The following is a 20,089-nucleotide window of genomic DNA, read 5'->3' on the forward strand; positions in this document are numbered from 1 at the left end:
TATGGACGGCGCGAACTTTTCGAAATAGAAATGAATGAAAACTATCATTGCAGGAATGAAACAATGAAACTGCCCGATTTCGAGGGTCTGGCAATGTTCGCCAAGGTGGCGGAAGAGCGTTCCTTCGCGCGGGCGGCCAAGGCGCTCGGCGTTTCCGTTCCCACGGTGTCGCGCGGCGTGGCGCGGCTCGAGGAGCGCTTCGGTGCCCGCTTGTTCAACCGGACATCGCGGCAGCTCGCGCTGACCGAATTCGGCCTGAAGCTCGCCGACCGCGCCTCGCGCATCTACTGCGACGCCGAGGATATCGAGAACGCGGCGCGGGAATTGTCCAGCCGCCCGCGCGGCTTGATCCGGTTGGCGACGCCGATGACCTTCGGCGTGCACTGGATCGCGCCGATCCTGCCGGAGTTCTTCAAGCTCTATCCCGACATCAGCGTCGACCTGCATATGAGCGACGCCGTCGTCGATCTGGTCGCCGACGGCTTCGACGCGGCGCTCAGGATCGCGGTGCTGCCTGATTCCTCGCTGGTGGCGCGGCGGCTGGCGCCTGTCTCGCCGTTCATTCTCGCCTCGCCCGACTATCTCGCGCAACACGGCACGCCGCAGCATCCACGCGAGCTTCCGGCGCATCATTGCCTCGGCTATGCCTATCGGCCGCGCCAGGACATCTGGCGGCTGACCAGCAAGACTGGCGAGGAATATGTGGTGACACCCGGCGGGCCGTTGCGCGTGACCAATTCCGAGGCGCTGGTGCCGATGGCCCTGGCGGGGCTCGGGATCTGCGAACTGCCGGAGTTCATGGCCAGCGAATATATGGCCGACGGGCGGCTGAAGGCGCTGCTGCCGGATTGGAGCCTGCCGAAGGGCGCGCTTTACTTTGTGACGCCTTCGGCGAGGACACGGCCGGTGAAGGTGGAGGTGCTGGCGGATTTCGTGGCGGCGAAGCTTTCCAATCCGCCATGGCGATGGCCGCGCTGAGGCTCTAAGATCCCGCGTGATCGGCAGGCGGCGCCAGGCGGTAGACCAGGAAGCGCAGGAGGACGATGACGCAGACGGTCAGGCTCGCGAACTTGATGCTCGAGGCCCAGGGCAACAGCTTTGCGGCGAAGCTCCATTCGGAACCGCCGGAAAAGATGTTGTCGGTCAAGATGTTCTCGGCGTAGTCGGAAAAGCCGTAGACGAAGGGCAGCGCGTAGATCGCGGCTATCATGACCGGATGCATCGGGCGGTTGAAGTAGCGGCCGGCGGGGCGGAGCCTGGTGACAATAGCAAACAGCAGGGCCGTCAGCACGAAGGGCAGGACCAGATCGGGCCCGCGATGCATGGCGACGAGCACGTCGCGTGCTTCCGGCTTTCGCTCGAGCAAACCGCGCATGGCGTCGATATCGCTCGCATCATAGGGGCCCAGCCGCGCTTCGAGCATGGCGGCGCGCGTCATGTCCTGAAACGGCAGGACGTAGCCGAGCACCATCCAGACAAGGACGCCCAGCACGATGGCCGCGAGCAGCGCGACGACGATGGTCGGAATGCGGCTGCTCGCGTCTTTCATCAGGCGCCGGAACCCGGATAGTTCGGGCTTTCGCGGGTGATGGTCACGTCATGCGGATGGCTTTCGCGCAGGCCGGCACCGGAGATGCGAACGAAGGTGGCGCGCTCCTGGAAGTCCTTGAGGTCCTTGCCGCCGACGTAGCCCATGGCGGCTTTCAGACCGCCGGCCAGCTGGTGCAGAACGCCGGAGACCGGGCCCTTGTAGGGAACCTGACCTTCAATGCCCTCGGGAACGAGCTTGAGGGTGTCGCGCACTTCCGCCTGGAAGTAGCGGTCCGCCGAGCCGCGGCCATGGCGCCGACGGAGCCCATGCCGCGATAGGCTTTGAAGGAGCGGCCCTGGTAGAGGTAGACTTCGCCCGGGCTTTCATCGGTGCCGGCGAGCAGCGAGCCGATCATGACGGCCGATGCGCCCGACGCGATCGCCTTGGCGACGTCGCCGGAGAACTTGATGCCGCCATCGGCGATGACGGGGATGTCCTGGGCGCGGGCCGCTTCGACCGCCGACATGATGGCGGCGAGCTGCGGAACGCCGACGCCGGCGACGATGCGGGTGGTGCAGATCGAGCCCGGACCGATACCGACCTTGACGGCATCCGCGCCGGCATCGATCAGCGCCTTGGTGCCATCCGAAGTGGCGACGTTGCCGGCCATGACGCGGACGGAGTTGGAGAGCTTCTTGACGCGCGCGACGGCGTTCAGCACGCCCTGCGAATGGCCATGGGCGGTATCGACGACGAGCAGGTCGACGCCAGCCTCGATCAGGCGCTCGGCGCGCTCGAAGCCATCGTCACCAACGCCAACGGCGGCAGCGGCGCGAAGGCGGCCCTGCGCGTCCTTGGAGGCGTTCGGGTTGAGCTGCGACTTCTCGATATCCTTGACGGTGATGAGACCGACGCAACGGCCTTCGCCATCAACGACAAGCAGCTTTTCGATGCGGTGGGCGTGCAGCAGACGCTTGGCTTCCTGCTGGTCGACGGTTTCCTTGACGGTGACGAGGCCCTCGCGGGTCATCAGCTCATAGATCTTCTGGGCCGGATCGGAGGCGAAGCGGACGTCGCGGTTCGTCAGGATGCCGACGAGGCGGCCGGACTTCTCGACGACGGGGATGCCGGAGATGCTGTGGATCTTCATCAGCGCCAGCGCATCGGCAAGCGTGGCGTCCGGGCCGATGGTGACAGGGTTGACGACCATGCCGCTTTCGAACTTCTTGACCTGGCGGACCTGCTCGGCCTGTTCGACGGGCGTCAGGTTCTTGTGAATGACGCCGAGGCCGCCTGCCTGCGCCATGGCGATCGCCAGCCGGCTTTCGGTGACCGTGTCCATGGCGGACGAGATGATCGGGATGTTGAGCTCGAAATCGGTGGCGATGCGGGTCGCGACGCTGGTCTGGCCAGGAAGGACATCGGAATGACCAGGCTGCAGCAGCACGTCATCGAAGGTGAGTGCGTCTAAACCGGTCGGCGTTTCAATGATGCGAGCCATGGCCAATTCCTTATAAAAGAAAAATGCACCCTCACCCGGAACGACTTATCCGCACCGGCGATGTGTAAGGTTGCTTTGGAAGTTGGCGAGGGCTGGTACCACGTCTATGGCGTCAAGGGAATAGTAAAAAACGTGGCCGGCCGCGGGTGGCGTGAGCGAGACGAGAGAGCAACCGGCATGTGCTCTCTTGCGCCGAAAGCACGTCGGCTAAGGTTCCGCGCTGCCCTCCCCGCATCCTCATCCCTGTGCTCGTCACAGGGATCCAGCGCGCTCAAGTCCTTGAGCGCAATAGACTCTTCTCGCCGCGCCGACGCGCGTCGGCTGGATTCCTGTGACGAGCACAGGAATGAGGGTGGAGAGAGACTGGCGCGCTTTCCCGCAGAGAAACGCACGCCAAAAACAAGATAAGCCCGGCGCGGTGGCCGGGCTTGGTATGTCTGCCATGCAGCAGGATCAGAGGTCGAACTGGTAGGTCTTGGGAACGAAGCGGTAGCCGCTTTCGTAAACCTCGGCGTAGCCAACCGATGGGAACGGCATGTGGTAACCGAGGAAGGGCACCTTGTCGGTCGCGATCATGTCGAACACCTTCTTGCGGGTGGCGGCGGCCTGGGCCTTGTCCATGTCGAAGCGGACTTCCCAGGTCGGGTTCTGCAGCGACAGGATATAGTGGTTGGCGGTATCGCCGGTGGCGATCAGGCGCTTTCCATCCGACTCGATGTTGAAGATCATGTGGCCCGGCGTGTGCCCTGTCGCCAGCATCGCGGTGATGCCGGATGCGACCGTGTCGCCTTCGCCGATGAAGGTCATCTTTTCGGCCAGCGGCACGACATTGGCGAGAACCGCCTTGTGGCCGCCTTCGGCAGGGGTTCCCTGACGGGCCTTGTCGGTCCAGAAATCGTATTCGGCCTTGCCGGCGACGTAGCGGGCCTTGGCGAAGGCCGGCTTGCCGCCTTCCATCAGTCCGCCGATATGATCGCCGTGCATGTGGGTGAGCGCCACCACGGTGATGTCGTCGGTCGAATAGCCGGCGGCCTTGAGGCCGGCGGCGAGCTGGCCGTTGCCCTTGGCGCGGCCGCCTTCACCGAAGCCGGTATCAACAAGGATCACGTCGGAGCCGGTATCGACCACGAAGGGCGCGAAGGTGTTGACGAACTTGTCCGATGGCAGGAAGTTCCTGGCCAGCAGCGCCTGAACGGTCTCCGGCGTCTGGTCTGTGCCGAAGGTTTCATTCGGCTTTTCGCCAACAACGCCACCGTCCTTCACGACGGTGAACTTGAAGGAGCCGAGCTTGAACTGATTGAACTGGGGCTGCGTCGTCGCATCCATCTTGGTGTTGTCTCCGCTTGCGGCCATTACGGCCGTCTCTTTCAAAATCATCGGCGCGGCCAGCATGCCAACGCCCGCCGCTACGAAAGCGCGCCTGTTCATCCCCAACGAAATCGCCATATCCCATCCTTCCGATAACGCGCGGCGCATCGCCACGCTGCCCCCGTCGTCATGGCGGACCACCGTTTATCGCAATCCGCCGAAACGAACATATGTCAATTCTGGCCGTTGAAATCCCCGAACCTGCGGTCTCACGCAGACGTGATGCATTCGCATTTGCTAAGATGATTGCGCACTTGGCAGATGCCGGCGCGAGGACTAAAGAGCAATGGCTTTCAAAGCGCCTTCGCAAGACCCCCAAGGCATTCGCGCATGAACCGCATCGTTCCCCTGATCCTTGCCGTCGCGCTCTTCATGGAGCAGATGGATTCCACCGTCATTTCGACCGCGCTGCCGGCGATCGCCAACGACCTCAATGTCGGGCCGATCACGCTGAAGCTGGCGTTGACCTCCTACATGGTGGCGCTGGCGGTGTTCATTCCGGTCAGCGGCTGGATGGCGGACCGGTTCGGCGCCAAGCGCATCTTTCGCCTCGCCATCTGCGTCTTCGTCGTCGGCTCGATCCTCTGCGCGATTTCGTCGGGCCTGATCGAATTCGTCGCCGCCCGCTTCCTGCAGGGCATGGGCGGGGCGATGATGACGCCGGTCGGCCGCCTGGTGCTCTTGCGCACGACCAAGCGCAGCGACCTCGTCTCGGCCATGGCGCTGCTGACCATTCCGGCGCTGGTCGGGCCGCTGGCCGGGCCGCCGCTCGGCGGCTTCATCACCACCTATTTCACCTGGCACTGGATCTTCCTGATCAACGTGCCCGTCGGCATCATCGGCGTCTGGCTGGCGACGATCTTCCTGCCCGAGGTGGAGGCGACCGCGCCGCCGAAGCTCGACGTCACCGGCTTCGTGCTCACCTCGTTCGCGGCGGCCGGCGTGGTCTTCGGCCTCTCCGTCGTCAGCCTGCCGGCCCTGCCGCCGATCATCGGCATCGCCGCGACCGCAATCGGCGTCGTCTGCGGCGTGCTCTATGTGCGCCATGCCAAGCGGCACCCAGCGCCGATCCTCAATCTGCAACTCTTCAAGAACCCGACCTTCCGGGCGTCGACAACGGGGGGAACGCTGTTTCGCATCTGCATCGGCGCCATGCCGTTTTTGACGCCGCTGATGCTGCAGCTCGGCTTCGGGCTGACGCCGTTCCAATCCGGCCTGATCACATTCGCCGGCGCGATCGGCGCGATCACCACGAAATTCTTGGCCAGGCGGGTGTTCGCGGCGGTGGGCTTCCGCACCACGCTGTTGACGGCGGCGGGCGTGACAACTGTGGTCACCGTGGTTACCGGCTTCTTCACGCCGACGACGCCGCATCTCGTCATCATTCTCGTGCTTCTGATCGGCGGTTTCTCGCGTTCCTTCTTCTTTACCGGCGTCAACGCGCTTGCCTATGCCGATATCGACGACGCGCAGGCGAGCCAGGCGACCTCGATGAGCTCGGTCATGCAGCAGATCAGCCTGGCGCTCGGCGTGGCCGTGGCCGCGGCGATCCTGGAGACCTCGATCTTCATTCGCGGCGAAGCGCTGCAGGTGGAGGATTTCCACGTCGCCTTCTACGTGATCGCGCTATTGACCGTACTGGCAACGATCCCCTTCATCCGCATGGACAAGCATGCCGGCGCGCTGGTTTCCGGCCATCGCGCCAAGCCGATCGCGGCAAGCGTGCTGGAAGCGGAACAGCAGGCCGTGAAGTGAGGCTGCGCGCTTATTCGGCTGCCGGCTCCGGCGCCTCGCAGACGGCGCTCAGCTTGTTGCCGTCGGGATCGCGCACGTAAGCCGCATGGAAATTGGCGTGGAAGGGGCGCAGGCCCGGTTCGCCCTCGCTGACACCGCCGGCTGATATCGCCGCGCGATAGAAGGCATCGACGTCAGCCCTGGTTTCGGCCGCGAGCGCCACCATGCCGCCATTGCCATTCGAGGCGCGGCGGCGGTTGAAGGGGGTGACGATCCAGAGCCGGCAGCGGATATCGCCATCGGCGGCATAGCCGATCTCCTCTTCCGAGTAGCGCTGGCGCCGGTAGCCCAGCACGGGCAGCACGACATCATAGAAGTGCCGGGCCTGATCGATATCGTTGGTTCCGAGGGTGACGTAAAGCAGCATCGATATCCGCGGTCATTCCGGTCTTGGGACAGTCTTCTAACTGTCATACTCCACCCGGAAGGACCTCAAGATCAAGCCTCCGTTTCGTCGGCCTCAGCTTTGCGGCCCTTGAAGCCCTTGGCAAGCAGGAACATTTCGACCGATTCGGCGCGCGACGATGCCGGCTTGACGTGGACGACCTGCTTGAAATTCTGCTTCAGCAGATTGAGCAGGTCCTTTTCCGTGCCGCCCTGGAAGGTCTTGGCCAGGAAGTGGCCGCCCTCGCCCAGCACCTCGATGGCGAAATGCGCGGCCACTTCGCACAGATGCATGGTGCGCAGGTGGTCCGTTCTGTGGTGGCCCGTGGTCGGCGCCGCCATGTCGGAGACGACGAGATCGGGCGTGCCGCCGACGGCTTCCATCAGCTGGTCGGGCGCCGTCGGATCCAGGAAGTCGAGCTGCAGGATCCTGACGCCGGGAAGCTGCGCCATCTCCAGGAAGTCGATGGCCGCGACGCGCACGTCCTCATCCGTCGAGCCGGTGACCTTGGCGGCGATCTGCGACCAGCTGCCGGGCGCGGCCCCCAGATCGATGATGCGGCGCGCGCCCTTGAGGATGCCGTGCTTCTCGTCGATCTCCAAGAGCTTGAAGGCGGCGCGGGCGCGGTAGCCCTCGAGCTGGGCGCGCTGCACATAGGGATCGTTGATATGGCGCTGCAGCCACTGGCGCGAGGACGCCTTCATCTTCTTGTTCTTGACGCGCTGGCCGAGCTTGCGGCCGGTGCGGTTGCCCGCAATGGTTGGCTTGGTCATAGCTGATCCCCTATTTGCCGCGTTGGCCGCGGCGGTGGCGATGGCGCCGCCAGACGCCGTCATCCGCCATCATGTCGGTGAGAAGGCCTTCCCTCAAGCCACGATCGGCAACGCGCATGCGCGGGCTCGGCCAGCGGCGACGAATGGCCTCGAGAATGGCGCAGCCCGCCAGCACCAGATCGGCGCGATCCGGCCCGATGCAGGGATTGGCGGCGCGGCTGGCGAAATCCCACGACAGAAGCTTGGCCTGCATGGCCGAGACCTCGTCGTCGGACAGCCAGATGCCATCGACCTTGCGCCGGTCGTAGCGCGGCAGATCGAGATGGACGCCGGCAAGCGTGGTGACCGTGCCCGAGGTGCCGATAAGGTGAAAATCGCCGAGATTTCCGTCGATGACGGGGCAATCGAAATGCGAGAGCATGCCCTGGACTTCCAGCACCATGCCTTCGAAGACATCGGGCGTGACATCGCGGCCGCCATGGCGCTCGGACAATGTCACGACGCCGACGGGAAGCGAGGTCCAGTGGGTGATGTGATTGGCAAGCCGGCTGAAGCGGCTGTCGCCGATGTGGATGACGGCGATCTCCGACGAGCCGCCGCCGATATCGAAGAGTACGACGGAGCGCGTTTCGCGGCCGACCAGCGAGGAGCAGCCGGAGACGGCGAGCCGCGCCTCGGTCTCGCGATCGATGATCTCAAGCTCGAGCCCCGTCTCGGCGACGACACGCTTGAGGAATTCCTCGCCGTTGCTTGCCTGTCGGCAGGCCTCGGTGGCGATCAGTCGCATGCGGCGGATCTCGCGGTTCTTCAGCTTGCCGGCGCAGACGCGCAGCGCGTCGACGGCGCGGTCCATGGCATCGTCGGACAGACGCCCACTCGCCGCCAGCCCCTCGCCGAGGCGCACGATGCGCGAGAAGGCATCGACGACGCGGAACTGGCCCGGACGGGTCGGCTGCGCGATCAGGAGGCGGCAATTGTTGGTGCCGAGGTCGAGTGCTGCGTAAAGCTCATCCGGCCAGGGGTGGGCGGAGGCCGGCCGTTCGCCGCGCTCCTGGTGACGCTGGACGCGATTGTCGTTTTCGCCACGCGCTTCCTGCGCGGGACCACGGCCGACATTGGGCTGATTTGCAGGCTGCTGCGCCGGCTGATGGCCCGACGGCTTTGCCTGCGCCAGCGGCCGGCCCTGCAGGCCGCGCTTGCCGCGATGCTTGCGACGGCCACGCTTGCCCGAAGCCGCATCATCATCATGCGCACCCGCGCGATTGGCGGATGCTGCCTGTTCACCATGTTGCTGCTGTCTTGGAGCACCCTCGCCCGACGCGCCGGAGCCGCGCCGGCGGCGCTTGCGCTTGCGGGCCGATGTCTCGGCCGCAATGTCCGTTGGACGTGCATCCATTGGGCGCGCTGCCTCGCCGGCGATGCCGGAGGGGGCATGCGAAGCGGCCTGAGCTGCATTGCGGGATTGCCCGCCACGCTTGCCCTTGCGGCGCCTGGATTTCTTGCCATCCTTGCGCGCTGCCGCCGACGCCCCGTCAGATTGCGGCTTAAAGCCGCCTTCGGGGTCTTCCACGTTGTTTTTCCACCGCGCCGCGCAAGTCCCAAAGGATGAACTCCTTGAGGTATGCTGCTGGCGCTCATTCGATTTTGCGTTGGCGCGAAGATACCAGCGCTCGGCCAAAACGACAAATTCTTTTTCCCAACCCTCAAGAATCGGCCTTTTCCAACACTCCACAAGGCCGTTCAAATTTTTTTCAAACAGCTATTTGCATTCCGCGATGATTTGGTTATAAGCGCCGCACAGCAGCCAAGCACGCTTCGGCAGCGACTGCTGGGGAATAGTTCAATGGTAGAACGACGGACTCTGACTCCGTTAATCTTGGTTCGAGTCCAGGTTCCCCAGCCAATTCTCTCTAAATCCCCTTAATTCCTTGATTTTCCAGTCGTGCCGGATATCGTTTTGGCATCATCGGCGACCTGATGCCCAGAACTGTAGCCCACAGGTGATGCCCACGCGGAAGAAGCGTGGCGGCGTCGCCGGTGGCAGGCAAGGGCAGCAACCTCATGGCGGTCCGCCACGACGTCGAAAACCTCACCCGCCGCGGCAATATCTTCTATTGGCGCGCACGCGTCCCAAGCGCCTTCGGGCAGTGCCGACCAGGCAGCCGGCTTTCACTGAGCCTTCACTGTTCTGATCATAAGAAAGCGCAGGCGATCGGCCGCAAGCTGAACATGCTGCTCGCCGAACTGAAGTTGAAGCAGAAGGAACCCATGTCCAAGGCGCAGCTCCAAAAGCTTTGCGAACACGAACGAGACATGATGCTCATGCATCTGGAAGACGTCTCGATGGTGGCGCGGCGCTATGGCCGGCCCGCTGACATTTCAGAGCTGGAAATGGATGTCGAAAATGGATGGGCCTATCGACTGCTCGGCATGTTCGGCATCACCCATCACCTGACGCTAAAAGACAATTGCCGAGGCTTGGCCTACCTCAGGCAAAACGGGGTTCCCGCCTCCCATATCTTCGCGATCGGCTCCAATTATTTTGAACTGCTTCAAGAGGCGAACACGCGCGGCTTCAAGGCAGGCATTCGAAGATTGATGCACCTCTTCGAAATCAGCCCAAATCCTCTCAACGAGGAAAAGGCCATGAAGGCCTATTTCAGTGGCAGGGCAGACGCTCTCTTCGACGTCGCGGAACGGCATCCACTCGCTGATCGTGACCTGAGCGAACTCACGGGTGGTTCGGCTTCGACACCACAGCCTGCCTTCATCGAAGTTGCGCCCTTGGAAACGACGACGCCATTATCGGAGATTGCAGCTCCCGTCGATGACGTTATCGAGTCCCCCTAGGCTCGAAGCTCGGCCGATCTTGACACTCGATCTCGATCCTTCGCCGCGCGCGGCCGCGATCAATAAGCCGGTTGAGGAAGAGACGCGGCCCGTCATTCCCCTCGCGGATTTCGAAGCTGCGTGCGAGGAGCTCGTCGAAAATATGAAGGATGCTTGGGACGACACCACCGCACGTGACGCACGCGCTCTCGTTCGCATGTTCAAGGGCGTACTCGAAGAACACGGTGTTGAGCACACCGGCCAAATTACCCAGTACCATATCGGCAGGCTTCGCAAGCACTTCAACGATATTCCCGCTCGCTGGGGACAGAGCGCCAGAATGAGGGCGATGTCGGCACCCGAGCTTCGCGCTGAGGGCGAGAGGTTGCGCGAGAAGGCCGGGACGGAGGGCAAAGAGGCGGCCGTGGGCCTTAAAGCAGGCACCATTCGCAAACACCTTGGAAACTTGAACCACTTTCTGAACCATGTCCGCGGCCACGGATCCGAAATCGACGATTGGACCTTCGAAGGCTTGAGGCCGAAAAAGCCGAAACTTGGCAGTATTCGCAAACAGCAGCACAAGCCGACGCCCGACGAGATCAAACCCATTTTCTCCAGCCCGATCTATACAGGCTCGCTAAACCACGACCGGGGCCGCAAAAAGCCGGGACCGCACGTCTTTCATGACGCCGCCTATTTCTTGCCGATCATGTTCTCATACCTCGGGGCCCGGCGGCGCGAGTTTGCAGGGCTTGCATTAGACGATATTGCCGAAGACGATGGCGGTCTCGTGCTGATCCTGCGGACAAACAAATTTCGGCGGCTGAAGACCGAGCAATCAGAGCGGCTGCTGCCGCTCCCGCAAGAGCTGGTTCGCTTGGGCTTCATGGACTATTGCGCTGCGCTCCAGAACCTGGGGTACGAGGCCGTGTTCCCTGACCTCTTCTCCGATAAGACCGTGAACGATCCGGGCGACCGCTTCTACGACGTCTTCCTCCCGATCATGAAGCAGTCCCTCGAAGAGAAGATGTGGGATCGCGCTTTCCATGCGCTACGCCACGGAATGGCAGATACCCTCCTTCAAGCAGGCGTCCCCCCGTTGGTCATCGACGACATCTCGGGACGACTCAGTCAGGGCGGTGAGACCAGCCTTCGCTACACGAACCCTGCTGGTCTGCCGTTGATGCGCGATGCTCTCAGCAAGTATCCGATCATCACCGCCGGCATCGAACCGAAGCCGATCAAACTGCTGCCATGGATCGAAAAGCGGCTGCCGCCACCGTGGGCACGCGAGGCAAAGAACGAAGCGAGACGTCGGAAATAATTTCCGACGCCTCCTTCTTCGTTAAGCAGCTTCCCAAACCTGGTTCAGGATACGCGCCGCAAGTGCCGCCTTGTCCTGCGGGAGAAAGCGCCCATAGTGCTTGGCGACCATTTCGGCGGTGTCCTGTATGGCGTAGCTCGCCTGCTCATACGAGCCAGTCTGCTTCAAAATGTGGGTCGCCAGCACGTCACGGACATTATGGGGCCCGTGCGGTAGCAGCCCCTTGATCGCGCCTCGTCCGGTATAGGGGTTGTAGATGCCGTAGCGCTGAATGGTGTGACGCCAGGCCTCGTAGAAACTGGTCGTGTCGTAGGCCGCGTTTGTGCTGGTCGTCTTGACAGTCTTGACGAAGAACGTGCCGGGATCCGCGGCCGACCGTAAGAGCACCGCGCGGTGCCGATCGACATAGGCGTCGATGGACTTGTAGAGATCCAAAAGGTCTGGAAGCACGAGCCGAAACGGCTTGTCGCCAAAGAAAGACGAGTGTGCGTTTTTGAAGGCGACCGCAGGAATGAAGACCTCCCAGCCGCCTTCCCGATCACTCCACCGGATTTCGCCGCGCTTCGTCTTTTCCAGCGCGCGTTCCGAGCGCGGCATCGAGCCTTTCGGATTGAGCATCAGTTGCCTGAGGTTCTTCTGGCGAAGCCCAAGATGCAATCCCAACCTCAACATCAGAAATGATCGCACCGCTTCGGCAGCCGGCCGAGGATAACGATGCTCATCCGGCATCAGGCGAATGATCTCCTCGGTGATCTTGCGATACTCTCCAACGGGGCTCGCCGCCTCGAGGACCGGCATGATCGGCTCGAACGGATCGCGATGAACGCGAGCGATCCTTTGGATTTCCTTGACGCGGTGGGCAGCGTGCTTGTGGAAGTCGTCGCAGGCACCGTGCCAGTCCGCATTCGCGTAGTCGATCTCGTTTTGCGAAACGAGGCCGGCAATCGGTTGAACCCGCGCCAGAAGCTCCGGATGCTGCCGAAGCCATCCGGTCACCTCCTTGGTGATCGCCAAGGCGATCCGCAACATGTCGACTTCCCATGCAGTGAAGAAACCACGGCGCGTCTCCCGCCACTGCAGATACCAATCCCAAACGCCGGGGAAAATGAGGAGCCCGAACGTCAACTGCCGGACCGGCACCCCGTAGCCCTTCACCTCTCCATCTCTGGATGCTGCAAGGGCACCGAACATCAGCCCGAGATGCTCGATCTTCTGCGAGGCGGTTTCTTCGCCCCAAACCCCGTTTCGCTGAAAGCCGACCGACGTCAGAGCCGACGTCTTGAAGCGTACCAGGTCGGCCATTTCCATGGCGAGTGACGGTGGCGCTTCTATCACGCCTGACAGCAAGTCAGGATCCTCGACCCAAGTCTGCTCATAGTTCGCAGGGACAAAGATTTTACCGTCCCGTGGCGCCCGGCCGCCGTAGGAGACGCCGGGGAAACGGATGGCGTAGCGTTGCTTAGCGGCGGCTGCTTGGTACTTCCGGTAGTCCGTCGTGCCGCTGATAATAACCCGCCGTACCCAATCGACGATCTCCTCTCTCTTCTGGAAGGACAGCGTGTTGAAATCCTCAGGCAGATGCCAGGCGATGCGACGCCGTTCGGCGGGCTCTATGCCGGACAGCTCAAACCCTGACGCCGATCGTGAAGGGTGTGGAAGCTTGGCTTTGAAGTAGCCAGCAGGAAGCCGGTACCGTCGCTCGATCCGTGACAAGATCTCGAAACTCTCGATACTCCGCGGCACTTTCCGGCCTTCGACCCAGCTTAAAAGCGTATTCTTGTCTGTGACGTCATCTGGACCGGTGATGGCACGATGGAGCGTCCAGTACGTTTCTCCATGGCGCCGGAGCTGGAGCTGTAACGCCTCGGAAAAGTCCGTCGGATCTTCGCTGACGTCGAACAACGGTTCTGGGAATTCGAGACCTGTGCGTGGACTTGCTGCTGTAGCGCCCGATGCTGGTTTGGGCTGGTTCTGGGGTGGGCGGGCTGGTCGGGGACTTGTGGGCACCGCCTTCGTCCTTAGCGTCTTTCGTGCTCGAGGGACTTCGGGGTCTGCTGCCGTGGCTAAGAGGCGCGTGTCCCGGATCCACCGACTAATGGCGTCAAAGGCTGGATCGATCTGACGCGCGTTGCCCGCAAGCAGATTGGTGTCCAGGCCGCAAGCTGCCGCGACAACGTGCCAGTCTGTCCTGCCGCTGGTTCTTGGCGCCGGTCTCCTCGTCTGAATGAGCGTGTGCAAATACCACTTCAGCCGGGGAAGTTCGTCGTCCTTGAAAAGCGGCGCCAGCCGCAGTTGGCAGAAGGCGTCGATCTTGCGTTGAAAGGCTTTGGCAGAAAATTGGTTCATTTCCATTCACGTAGCTGTTGTTGATCGTCCCCGCAGATGCGGGGCACGCGAGCTATGCGAATGGAGTTAACCTCCGGTAACCAAGGGTTTCCGTAGGGGAATGGCTTCATAAAAACGATTCAGTTGCAAACGGCGTTTCACGAAGTAACGGGGGGACGAAGTCCCCGAATGTGAACGCCGTTTGCACAAATAGTTGGTGATCAGGCAGAGCAGATGGCCAGAAATCGTCAGCCCCGCAGGTGAACCTTGCGGCGGAAAGGTTGGTCATCGCTAGCGTAGCGATCGACGAGATCATCGAAAACTTCGTCGGCTGCCCGCTCGTCGAAGCCTTGGTCGACGAGAACCCCAACCACGGCGTCGGCCAGCTCTTCTATCCAGTCCTGCCGTCCCTGGTCGAGATAGCTGCTGATCGTCCAGAACAGCATGGCCCGCGCGACGTCGTCACGATCCGGACGCCGCTCTGCCCGATGCCGGTCCCTCAGCCGCTGCTGCCGCTCCCTCTGCTTGGCGTTGCGCTCCTCCAAGGTCTGTCGCGCCATGTCATCTTCCCCCTGTTTTCGTTGATGGCACTCTTATGGTCAGAGGACCGGCGGCACAGCGCAAGGCGTTTGTCACCGAAACGGAATCATCGTGTCGTGAATCGGAATTTTCGAGTTTGGAATCGAATGAGCGCAATTTGTTTCAGGTTGCGGGCACGTCGAGACAAGTTGCCGGCAATCTCGCGGCTATGTTGACGGCGCCGGGCGCACAAGGTGCGACCATTCCGATTTCGGGTGAATCGTAAATCTGGACGATCGAAACGTTTGCCCAGAGCTTGGAAACGTTGCCCTCGACTTTCGAATCGTTCGCCCGGAAGTTCGAATCGAATGAGCGCAATTTGTTTCGAGTTGCCGGCGACCTGCATCAGCTCTTTCTAAGATAGATCAACGTGCGGGAGACTTAAGCCTGCTGACCGAGGATCCAGCCTTCCCACGTTTTGACATCATCAGCTTCCGGTACCCCTTCGCCCCGTCGGCCATCGACGACGTCGATCATGCCAAGCAGGCCGACTGTCGCGTCGAACCGGTCTTCACCGTCCTTGCCGTTTCCGAAACCGTCGCTGATCAGAGTTTGGAGTCCGCTCCCGTCGACGTGTGGCCTGTTCTCCAGCCACCGCATCAGATGACTTGCCACGGACCGGCGTCCGTCTTGCTGTCGCTTACTCCACACAGGGCGTCGGGGAATTCCAAGCTGGCCATAGACGTCACCGGGATAGGTCTCGGCGACAACAGTGGCGCCCGGCATCATCAGTTCACGGAGCGGCCCGTCGAACGGCCAAAGCGATAGCTCCCCGAGGTTCGGGAGGATAATCTCACGCCAGCCGGCCAAGGCGGCCTTGCCCACCTGGTTGCCGCCGAGCGTCCAGAACAACATACAGGCGTCGCCGCGATCAGGTGTCGCCCGCTCGCAGCGGCGCAGAAGATCCTTACCGCTCAGCCCTAAAGCGTCGAAAAGGTGCTGACGCTGCGTGCCCCCAGGCCGCATCGGATAGAAGGGTCGGTCGATGGAGATTTCGCTGTGATGCTCCGCGACGTCGAACCAACGCGCAAAGCGTGCGTCCCCGAATGACCGCAAAAAAGAAGGGAAGTCAGGTGTCCCTAGAGTTCTGCCGTAGGCGGCAGGAAGACCGATCGGGAAGTCGAAACCCATCAGCACTGCGGCGTCTGCTCCTATCCGCCGCCGCAGCCGATGTGTAAGGTTCTGCGTGTCGCCGACGGGTTCCGGCGCCGAAAGGGCCCACGTCTCGCCCTGCCGAACCGCCACGCACATCCATCGCTTCTTGGCTTCGATACTCCAGTCGCAATGTGCGACGACAGTTACAGACATCCCGTCCTCCATCCCTCGCTCTGGATTTACGAGGCACCGGCCAGGATGTCCATGACCGCTGCCCCATCGAGCGCCTGGGCGTCGAAGAGCGCGCGCACCAGCCCGTCGAAGGCCTGCCGGTTTTCGAGGATGACATCCGTCGCCCGTGCCTGCGCGAACTCCAGCCGCCGATGCACCCGCTCTGCCAGCTCGGCGTCGCGGCTGAGGATCGCGGTCGGATCCTTGTGTCCGAGGTAGAGCAGCGGATGACGGCCACCGAAGCCGAGTGCCTGTTCCATATCCAACGCGACACGAGTTGCGCGCGCCAGGTCGCTCTCTTCGGCGCCGCCGGAGCCCGCCGATACGGCCTTGAGCGCGACGAGTTCAGCCGCGCGGCCAGCCATCAGCATTGCCAGCAGCCGCCCATACCAAGCTTCGGTATCGGGTGCGTTGGTCGCAAAGGTCACTGCATTGTGGCCGCCGTCCTTGGCGTCGATCGTCAGCCCCTTGATCGACCCGAGACGTAGAGCGTGATGCACGACCGCATGGCCGGACTCGTGGATCGCGAAACGCCATCGGACATCATACGGGACCGGCGGGCGGTGACCGCGGATGCCAGCTTCGACATCGGCATAAGTGAGGCGGCGCTTTTCTCGGCGAGCTTTCAATCGAGCTTCGCGGACGATCCGTTCAATGTCGGCGCCAGTCAGGCCCATTGCTCGTGTTGCCAGACGTCGCAACGCCTGAAGCACTGGGGTGTCCTGCTCGGCCGTCTCTGGCCTGTCGATGCCGCGCTCGCCGTCATCCTCCAGGATGACCTCGATCTCGTCCATCGAGCCGCCAATTTTGGTGTTTCCCGTCATGGCTGACCTCCGATTTGGGTGTCCGACATGGCGACGGCATCGAGGTCGCTGCCCAGATGATGGGCGAGAATGCCTGCGAGGGTCGGAATATCGGGGCGCGGGATCTCGATTTGCGTTTCCAGCCGCCCCGAGCGGCGGATCGCCTCATCGATTTCGGTCGGCCGGTTCGTGGCGCCAACGACGATGACGCCGTCGGTTTTCAGCGCGCCGTCGAGAAGCTCCAACAGCTTGTTGACGCAGGCGTTCCAGTAGTCGGCGTAGGGTCGCGACGCCGAGGCACGCTGACCGATGCCGTCGATCTCGTCGATGAACAGGATGGACGGCGCCTGACGTCGGGCTTCCGCGAACGTGTTTGCCATGCGGTCCAGCACATCATGTAGATACTCGCCCTGTAGCCAGGTCGAGACAGAGGTGACGACCAGTGGAACCTGCAGCGTGTTGCAAAGCGCCCGTGCAAAAGTTGTCTTGCCAGTCCCCGGCGGTCCGGAGAGAAGCAGCTTCGTGCTCATGTGCGACCAAGCGAGGCCTCCCGTCAGATAATCCGCGAGATCGACTTTCAGGCCAAGCGCCCAATCTTTTGCTGCACCATAGCCCGTCAGCGTCTCAACGCGCAGCACGGACGGCACAGCCGGCCTCGATGCCTCATCGAAGGGCTCCGGCTGGATCACCTCGGCGCCGGTTGGCTTGCTTTTCGATTTCGCCTTGCCCTTGGATGAGGCGGTCGACGTCGATGCCGCGCGATTGCCGGTGTTGCCGCCATCCCGCGACGTCTGCTCTCTTCGCTCGCTTGGGCTCTGCGTGATCAGCCGCCGCGAGGCATCAGCCTTGTCTCCGTTCTTGTCATCTTCCTTGTCCTCGCGATTCAGCGCCGCCAGACCAGCGAGCGCATCGAGGCTTGAGAGGATTGGGCGGCCCGGCCTGATTGCAATTGCGAGATCGTCGAGCGTCAGCACACCGGCATCAATCCTCGCGATGCTGCTGTCATGACGCATGACCGCTTCACTGCCGTAGATAGCTTCCAGCAGATCGGCGATCAGCAGGCGATCGATCCCGGCACCCGTCAGCCTGATATCGCAGGTCAGATCCACCTGATCGGGAATGCCAGTGTGTTTCTCGGAGACCGCGAGAACCGGCGTGCCATCCGCAAGCGCCCGCAGCAATTGCCCGCGCAGGGCCGCCCGGCTCGGGCGGTTCGTCTCTCCAGCCGGGACCTGCAAGAAGACGCGCCGGGTCTCCCTGTCTACCCACTTCCATAGATCGTCGGTGAAAGCAAAATCCGCCGCCACGCCGGTGTAAGGCCCGTACGGCACGATGCCGGTGTCTTCGATGAGCTGCGACTGGGCCCGCTCAAAGCCATCGGCGAGGACAGCTACGGAGAAGACGGGTGCGGGCTGCCGTAGGATCGCGACCAGATCGCGCAGTGTGACGCCCGATTGCTCCAGTGCCGCGGCAAGCAGCAGCAGGGTAGCCATATGCTTGATGCTCGGATTATACCCGGCTTCCGCAACGACTCGAACCGCGTAGGCATGTGCAGCCGTGTCAGCAGCCTCAATGTTTGCCGGATGCCGCCTGAGGTGATCTGGCCACACCGGCACGGCTGGTACGAGAACGGGGCGACCGTGTCCGTCCTGCGGTGCTTCGATCAGGAAGCCGGCGAGATGAGCCCGCACCCACTGACTGTCCCGCTCGACATCGCCGCTGAGATGGGATTGATCGAAGACGGGACTGAAGCGGCCGATGACATGACCGTCGACAATGGCGGTCGTCATCGTCAGAAGACCGTTGCGGACCGCGAAATGCCGAACGGCCCGGCGTTCGACATGGGCGAGACGTCGAAGGAGGAAGGAAGCCAGACGATCCATCAGCATTCCTCCTGGATTGCCGGATGAGCGGAAACAATTTCCGGCGGCACGCCCTGACGAGCGAACGTCCGATGATTGGCGCCTGCCCTCCTGTTGAGGCAGTCGAGAACCAGCCGGCAGGCGGGATCACCGGATTCTGCCAGGCGGCGGAGTGTTTCCAGCACCACGGAGGGAATCTCGCGCATGTTCGGTGACCCCTGCCGGGCAAACGCAAGAGCGAGGCCGATGATCAGAGCCGGGTCGTCCTGCGGAGACGGCGCTACAGGAGGCTGATTGGTCTTGAAAGCTCGCAAGCTGCCCCGGTTGAGGCGGGCAGATGTCGATGATGATGGTTCGGGCATGATGTCTGCGGACATACAGGGTCTCCTAGCCGGTCCGGCTTTGATGGACGGCGTCTTCAGAGAATAATGGGAACGGGAAGAGGCTGCCGCGGCGTCACGCGCCGCAGCCATAGCCTCATCCGAGCGAAGGCTCTGTAGCGTCAGGCGTCGAGCAGACGCCGGGCAAAGCCGATGCGGACATGCTCGGGCGGCCATGAGACGGTGTCATCCGCCAGCGCCTCCGGATCATCGCGGCCATCGTCGTCATCATCGAAGCTTGGATCTTCACAGGAGCCGCAACGGCATCCGGATCCGTGATCCCCGATGTTATCCGTCGCATCCTCGCAGACCATGGCACGGGGGATTGCCCGCAGCGTCCCAAAGCGGCGCGTATAGAGCGACGTCGTGGAGGCATCAGCGGCGAGCACTGGGGCCGACATCACCATTGGCGTCTCCGGGAGACCGAGCGCTCGACGCGCCTCGACCTCGAGAAGCTGTTGCACGCGGCGCCCGAAGCGCAGGCGCAGTTCCGCCATGCAAGCTGCGGCGCCATCGATCTCGAGAAGATCGTCGATCTCCGACAGCGCCCAGACGCCCGCCGCGTGGTCGCTCGGACGGCTGGCGCCATCGATGATGGCGACGCCGACCGTCTCGATCATCATCCGCTTCTGGGTCTTGTACAGCCAGTCCGGCACGATCATTGCCGATGCCAGCATCTTGAGCTTTAGCTCCTCAAGCCGGCTGGTGTCGCCGTAGGACGCGAGCGAGCGCTTCAGGTCCAACACGAAGGCGGCCCGCTTGGCGCGGTTCACGATGATCAGATCCGGCGTGTAGCTCCCCTTGGCCGGTGCCTCGCAATCAAGCCGTACACGCTCGAGCTGGCGCCAATCATTGCCGGCGACCGCTTCGATCGCCGCCTTCACCAACGGCAGTTTGATCGACTGCATCAGCACGACCAAATCGGGATTGACTTTGGCCAGCCGCTCGACGGCCTGCTCCAGGAGCTTGCCTTCACGGAAGCTTACGGCACGGACGAGCGAGGCGACGGCGACATAGTGGCCGAGAATCTCGTCTTCGACCGGCTCGCCTTCCGAGATGGCGCCGATGGCTTTGTCGATCAGCGCGTCGAAGTCGGCCTCGACGTCGGGATAGCGCACCAGATGCGTATGACGACGCAGCGCCGGCGGTTCGGCGTGAACAGCGGAGCGCTCACCGAACTGGCGACGCGACGCCGAGCCGGCGACAAAAGACATGTTGGAGGATGCCGTTGATGCGGCGCGCAGAACTTCCCCAGTGTGGGTTGAAGCGTGTAGGTTGGTCAAAGCCCGATTCCTTTCGATAGAAGGCT

At 62.6% G+C, this 20,089-nt stretch carries 16 protein-coding genes, 1 tRNA gene and 2 pseudogenes; 6 read left to right on the plus strand and 13 right to left on the minus strand.

The genetic code is table 11. From position 1 onward, the window contains the following. Nucleotides 1–63 precede the first annotated feature (63 nt). Nucleotides 64–978, plus strand: a complete 915-nt coding sequence (locus P3R82_RS21925) for a LysR family transcriptional regulator (RefSeq protein WP_283195317.1) — start codon at nucleotides 64–66, stop codon at nucleotides 976–978. A 4-nt stretch (nucleotides 979–982) separates the two neighbouring features. Here the strand turns inward: P3R82_RS21925 and P3R82_RS21930 are convergent, their stop codons facing one another. The 3 genes and pseudogenes from P3R82_RS21930 to P3R82_RS21940 form a co-directional block, all read right to left on the minus strand. Further along, nucleotides 983–1,549: a hypothetical protein gene (locus tag P3R82_RS21930; RefSeq protein WP_283195318.1), complete on the minus strand. Its 567-nt coding sequence runs from the start codon at nucleotides 1,547–1,549 to the stop codon at nucleotides 983–985. Next, nucleotides 1,549–3,032: pseudogene (gene guaB / locus P3R82_RS21935) on the minus strand (IMP dehydrogenase). Before guaB ends, P3R82_RS21930 begins: the two are co-directional and overlap by 1 nt. A 453-nt stretch (nucleotides 3,033–3,485) precedes the next feature. Beyond that, nucleotides 3,486–4,478, minus strand: coding sequence for an MBL fold metallo-hydrolase (locus P3R82_RS21940; RefSeq protein ID WP_283195319.1), 993 nt, complete (start codon nucleotides 4,476–4,478; stop codon nucleotides 3,486–3,488). Between the two features lie 252 nt (nucleotides 4,479–4,730). On the opposite strand from P3R82_RS21940, the gene P3R82_RS21945 reads away from it, so the two are divergent. Next, nucleotides 4,731–6,155 (plus strand): DHA2 family efflux MFS transporter permease subunit, encoded by a 1,425-nt coding sequence (locus P3R82_RS21945; RefSeq protein WP_283195320.1) that lies wholly within the window; start codon nucleotides 4,731–4,733, stop codon nucleotides 6,153–6,155. Between the two features lie 10 nt (nucleotides 6,156–6,165). Here P3R82_RS21945 and P3R82_RS21950 read toward each other — a convergent pair whose 3' ends face one another. The 3 genes from P3R82_RS21950 to P3R82_RS21960 all read right to left on the minus strand — a co-directional run bounded on the left by P3R82_RS21950 (nucleotide 6,166) and on the right by P3R82_RS21960 (nucleotide 8,922). Further along, entirely contained in the window at nucleotides 6,166–6,561 is a 396-nt protein-coding gene (locus P3R82_RS21950) for a VOC family protein (RefSeq protein ID WP_283195321.1), read from the minus strand. 71 nt (nucleotides 6,562–6,632) lie between these two features. Then, a complete protein-coding gene (locus P3R82_RS21955) occupies nucleotides 6,633–7,352 on the minus strand; it encodes an RlmE family RNA methyltransferase (RefSeq protein ID WP_283195322.1) in 720 nt (239 codons plus the stop codon). A 10-nt stretch (nucleotides 7,353–7,362) separates the two neighbouring features. Continuing rightward, a complete protein-coding gene (locus P3R82_RS21960) occupies nucleotides 7,363–8,922 on the minus strand; it encodes a Ppx/GppA phosphatase family protein (protein WP_283195323.1) in 1,560 nt (519 codons plus the stop codon). A 259-nt stretch (nucleotides 8,923–9,181) separates the two neighbouring features. On the opposite strand from P3R82_RS21960, the gene P3R82_RS21965 reads away from it, so the two are divergent. From P3R82_RS21965 to P3R82_RS21975, 4 genes and pseudogenes are all read left to right on the plus strand, one after another. Then, nucleotides 9,182–9,255: transfer RNA gene (locus P3R82_RS21965), tRNA-Gln, on the plus strand. A 158-nt stretch (nucleotides 9,256–9,413) separates the two neighbouring features. Further along, nucleotides 9,414–9,521 (plus strand): annotated as a pseudogene (locus tag P3R82_RS30310) (integrase); the annotation flags it as partial. Nucleotides 9,522–9,581: 60 nt separating this feature from the next. After that, nucleotides 9,582–10,202, plus strand: a complete 621-nt coding sequence (locus P3R82_RS21970; protein WP_283195324.1) for a hypothetical protein — start codon at nucleotides 9,582–9,584, stop codon at nucleotides 10,200–10,202. Between the two features lie 19 nt (nucleotides 10,203–10,221). After that, complete coding sequence (locus P3R82_RS21975; protein WP_283195325.1) at nucleotides 10,222–11,505, plus strand: hypothetical protein; 1,284 nt, start codon at nucleotides 10,222–10,224, stop codon at nucleotides 11,503–11,505. Between the two features lie 21 nt (nucleotides 11,506–11,526). Here the strand turns inward: P3R82_RS21975 and P3R82_RS21980 are convergent, their stop codons facing one another. From P3R82_RS21980 to P3R82_RS22010, 7 genes are all read right to left on the minus strand, one after another. Beyond that, nucleotides 11,527–13,857, minus strand: a complete 2,331-nt coding sequence (locus P3R82_RS21980; RefSeq protein WP_283195326.1) for a hypothetical protein — start codon at nucleotides 13,855–13,857, stop codon at nucleotides 11,527–11,529. 221 nt (nucleotides 13,858–14,078) lie between these two features. After that, nucleotides 14,079–14,390 carry a hypothetical protein gene (locus tag P3R82_RS21985; protein ID WP_136883213.1) on the minus strand — a complete coding sequence of 104 codons (312 nt, stop codon included), beginning with the start codon at nucleotides 14,388–14,390 and terminating at the stop codon, nucleotides 14,079–14,081. 400 nt (nucleotides 14,391–14,790) lie between these two features. After that, a complete protein-coding gene (locus tag P3R82_RS21990; protein ID WP_283195327.1) occupies nucleotides 14,791–15,717 on the minus strand; it encodes a DUF429 domain-containing protein in 927 nt (308 codons plus the stop codon). Between the two features lie 26 nt (nucleotides 15,718–15,743). Continuing rightward, nucleotides 15,744–16,559: an ATP-dependent Zn protease gene (locus tag P3R82_RS21995; protein WP_283195328.1), complete on the minus strand. Its 816-nt coding sequence runs from the start codon at nucleotides 16,557–16,559 to the stop codon at nucleotides 15,744–15,746. After that, the gene (locus P3R82_RS22000) at nucleotides 16,556–18,421 is read right to left on the minus strand and encodes an ATP-binding protein (RefSeq protein WP_283195329.1); all 1,866 of its coding nucleotides are present in this window, start codon (nucleotides 18,419–18,421) and stop codon (nucleotides 16,556–16,558) included. The genes P3R82_RS21995 and P3R82_RS22000 overlap by 4 nt, the downstream gene beginning before the upstream one ends. Then, nucleotides 18,421–18,777 carry a hypothetical protein gene (locus P3R82_RS22005; protein ID WP_283195330.1) on the minus strand — a complete coding sequence of 119 codons (357 nt, stop codon included), beginning with the start codon at nucleotides 18,775–18,777 and terminating at the stop codon, nucleotides 18,421–18,423. The genes P3R82_RS22000 and P3R82_RS22005 overlap by 1 nt, the downstream gene beginning before the upstream one ends. A 125-nt stretch (nucleotides 18,778–18,902) precedes the next feature. Beyond that, a complete protein-coding gene (locus tag P3R82_RS22010) occupies nucleotides 18,903–19,994 on the minus strand; it encodes a hypothetical protein (RefSeq protein WP_283195331.1) in 1,092 nt (363 codons plus the stop codon). Nucleotides 19,995–20,089 lie beyond the last annotated feature (95 nt).

The organism is Rhizobium sp. AN80A, from assembly GCF_030053015.1.
Lineage (GTDB): Bacteria > Pseudomonadota > Alphaproteobacteria > Rhizobiales > Rhizobiaceae > Rhizobium > Rhizobium metallidurans.

Bases quoted from the DNA above. Each gene is read 5' to 3' on its own strand.
- P3R82_RS21990 (WP_283195327.1), bottom strand. From the start codon at position 15,717: ATGTCTGTAACTGTCGTCGCACATTGCGACTGGAGTATCGAAGCCAAG.
- P3R82_RS21955 (WP_283195322.1), bottom strand. From the start codon at position 7,352: ATGACCAAGCCAACCATTGCGGGCAACCGCACCGGCCGCAAGCTCGGC.
- P3R82_RS22010 (WP_283195331.1), bottom strand. From the start codon at position 19,994: ATGTCTTTTGTCGCCGGCTCGGCGTCGCGTCGCCAGTTCGGTGAGCGC.
- P3R82_RS21985 (WP_136883213.1), bottom strand. From the start codon at position 14,390: ATGGCGCGACAGACCTTGGAGGAGCGCAACGCCAAGCAGAGGGAGCGG.
- P3R82_RS21940 (WP_283195319.1), bottom strand. From the start codon at position 4,478: ATGGCGATTTCGTTGGGGATGAACAGGCGCGCTTTCGTAGCGGCGGGC.
- P3R82_RS21995 (WP_283195328.1), bottom strand. From the start codon at position 16,559: ATGACGGGAAACACCAAAATTGGCGGCTCGATGGACGAGATCGAGGTC.
- P3R82_RS22000 (WP_283195329.1), bottom strand. From the start codon at position 18,421: ATGGATCGTCTGGCTTCCTTCCTCCTTCGACGTCTCGCCCATGTCGAA.
- P3R82_RS21945 (WP_283195320.1), top strand. From the start codon at position 4,731: ATGAACCGCATCGTTCCCCTGATCCTTGCCGTCGCGCTCTTCATGGAG.
- P3R82_RS21925 (WP_283195317.1), top strand. From the start codon at position 64: ATGAAACTGCCCGATTTCGAGGGTCTGGCAATGTTCGCCAAGGTGGCG.
- P3R82_RS21930 (WP_283195318.1), bottom strand. From the start codon at position 1,549: ATGAAAGACGCGAGCAGCCGCATTCCGACCATCGTCGTCGCGCTGCTC.
- P3R82_RS21970 (WP_283195324.1), top strand. From the start codon at position 9,582: ATGCTGCTCGCCGAACTGAAGTTGAAGCAGAAGGAACCCATGTCCAAG.
- P3R82_RS22005 (WP_283195330.1), bottom strand. From the start codon at position 18,777: ATGTCCGCAGACATCATGCCCGAACCATCATCATCGACATCTGCCCGC.
- P3R82_RS21980 (WP_283195326.1), bottom strand. From the start codon at position 13,857: ATGGAAATGAACCAATTTTCTGCCAAAGCCTTTCAACGCAAGATCGAC.
- P3R82_RS21950 (WP_283195321.1), bottom strand. From the start codon at position 6,561: ATGCTGCTTTACGTCACCCTCGGAACCAACGATATCGATCAGGCCCGG.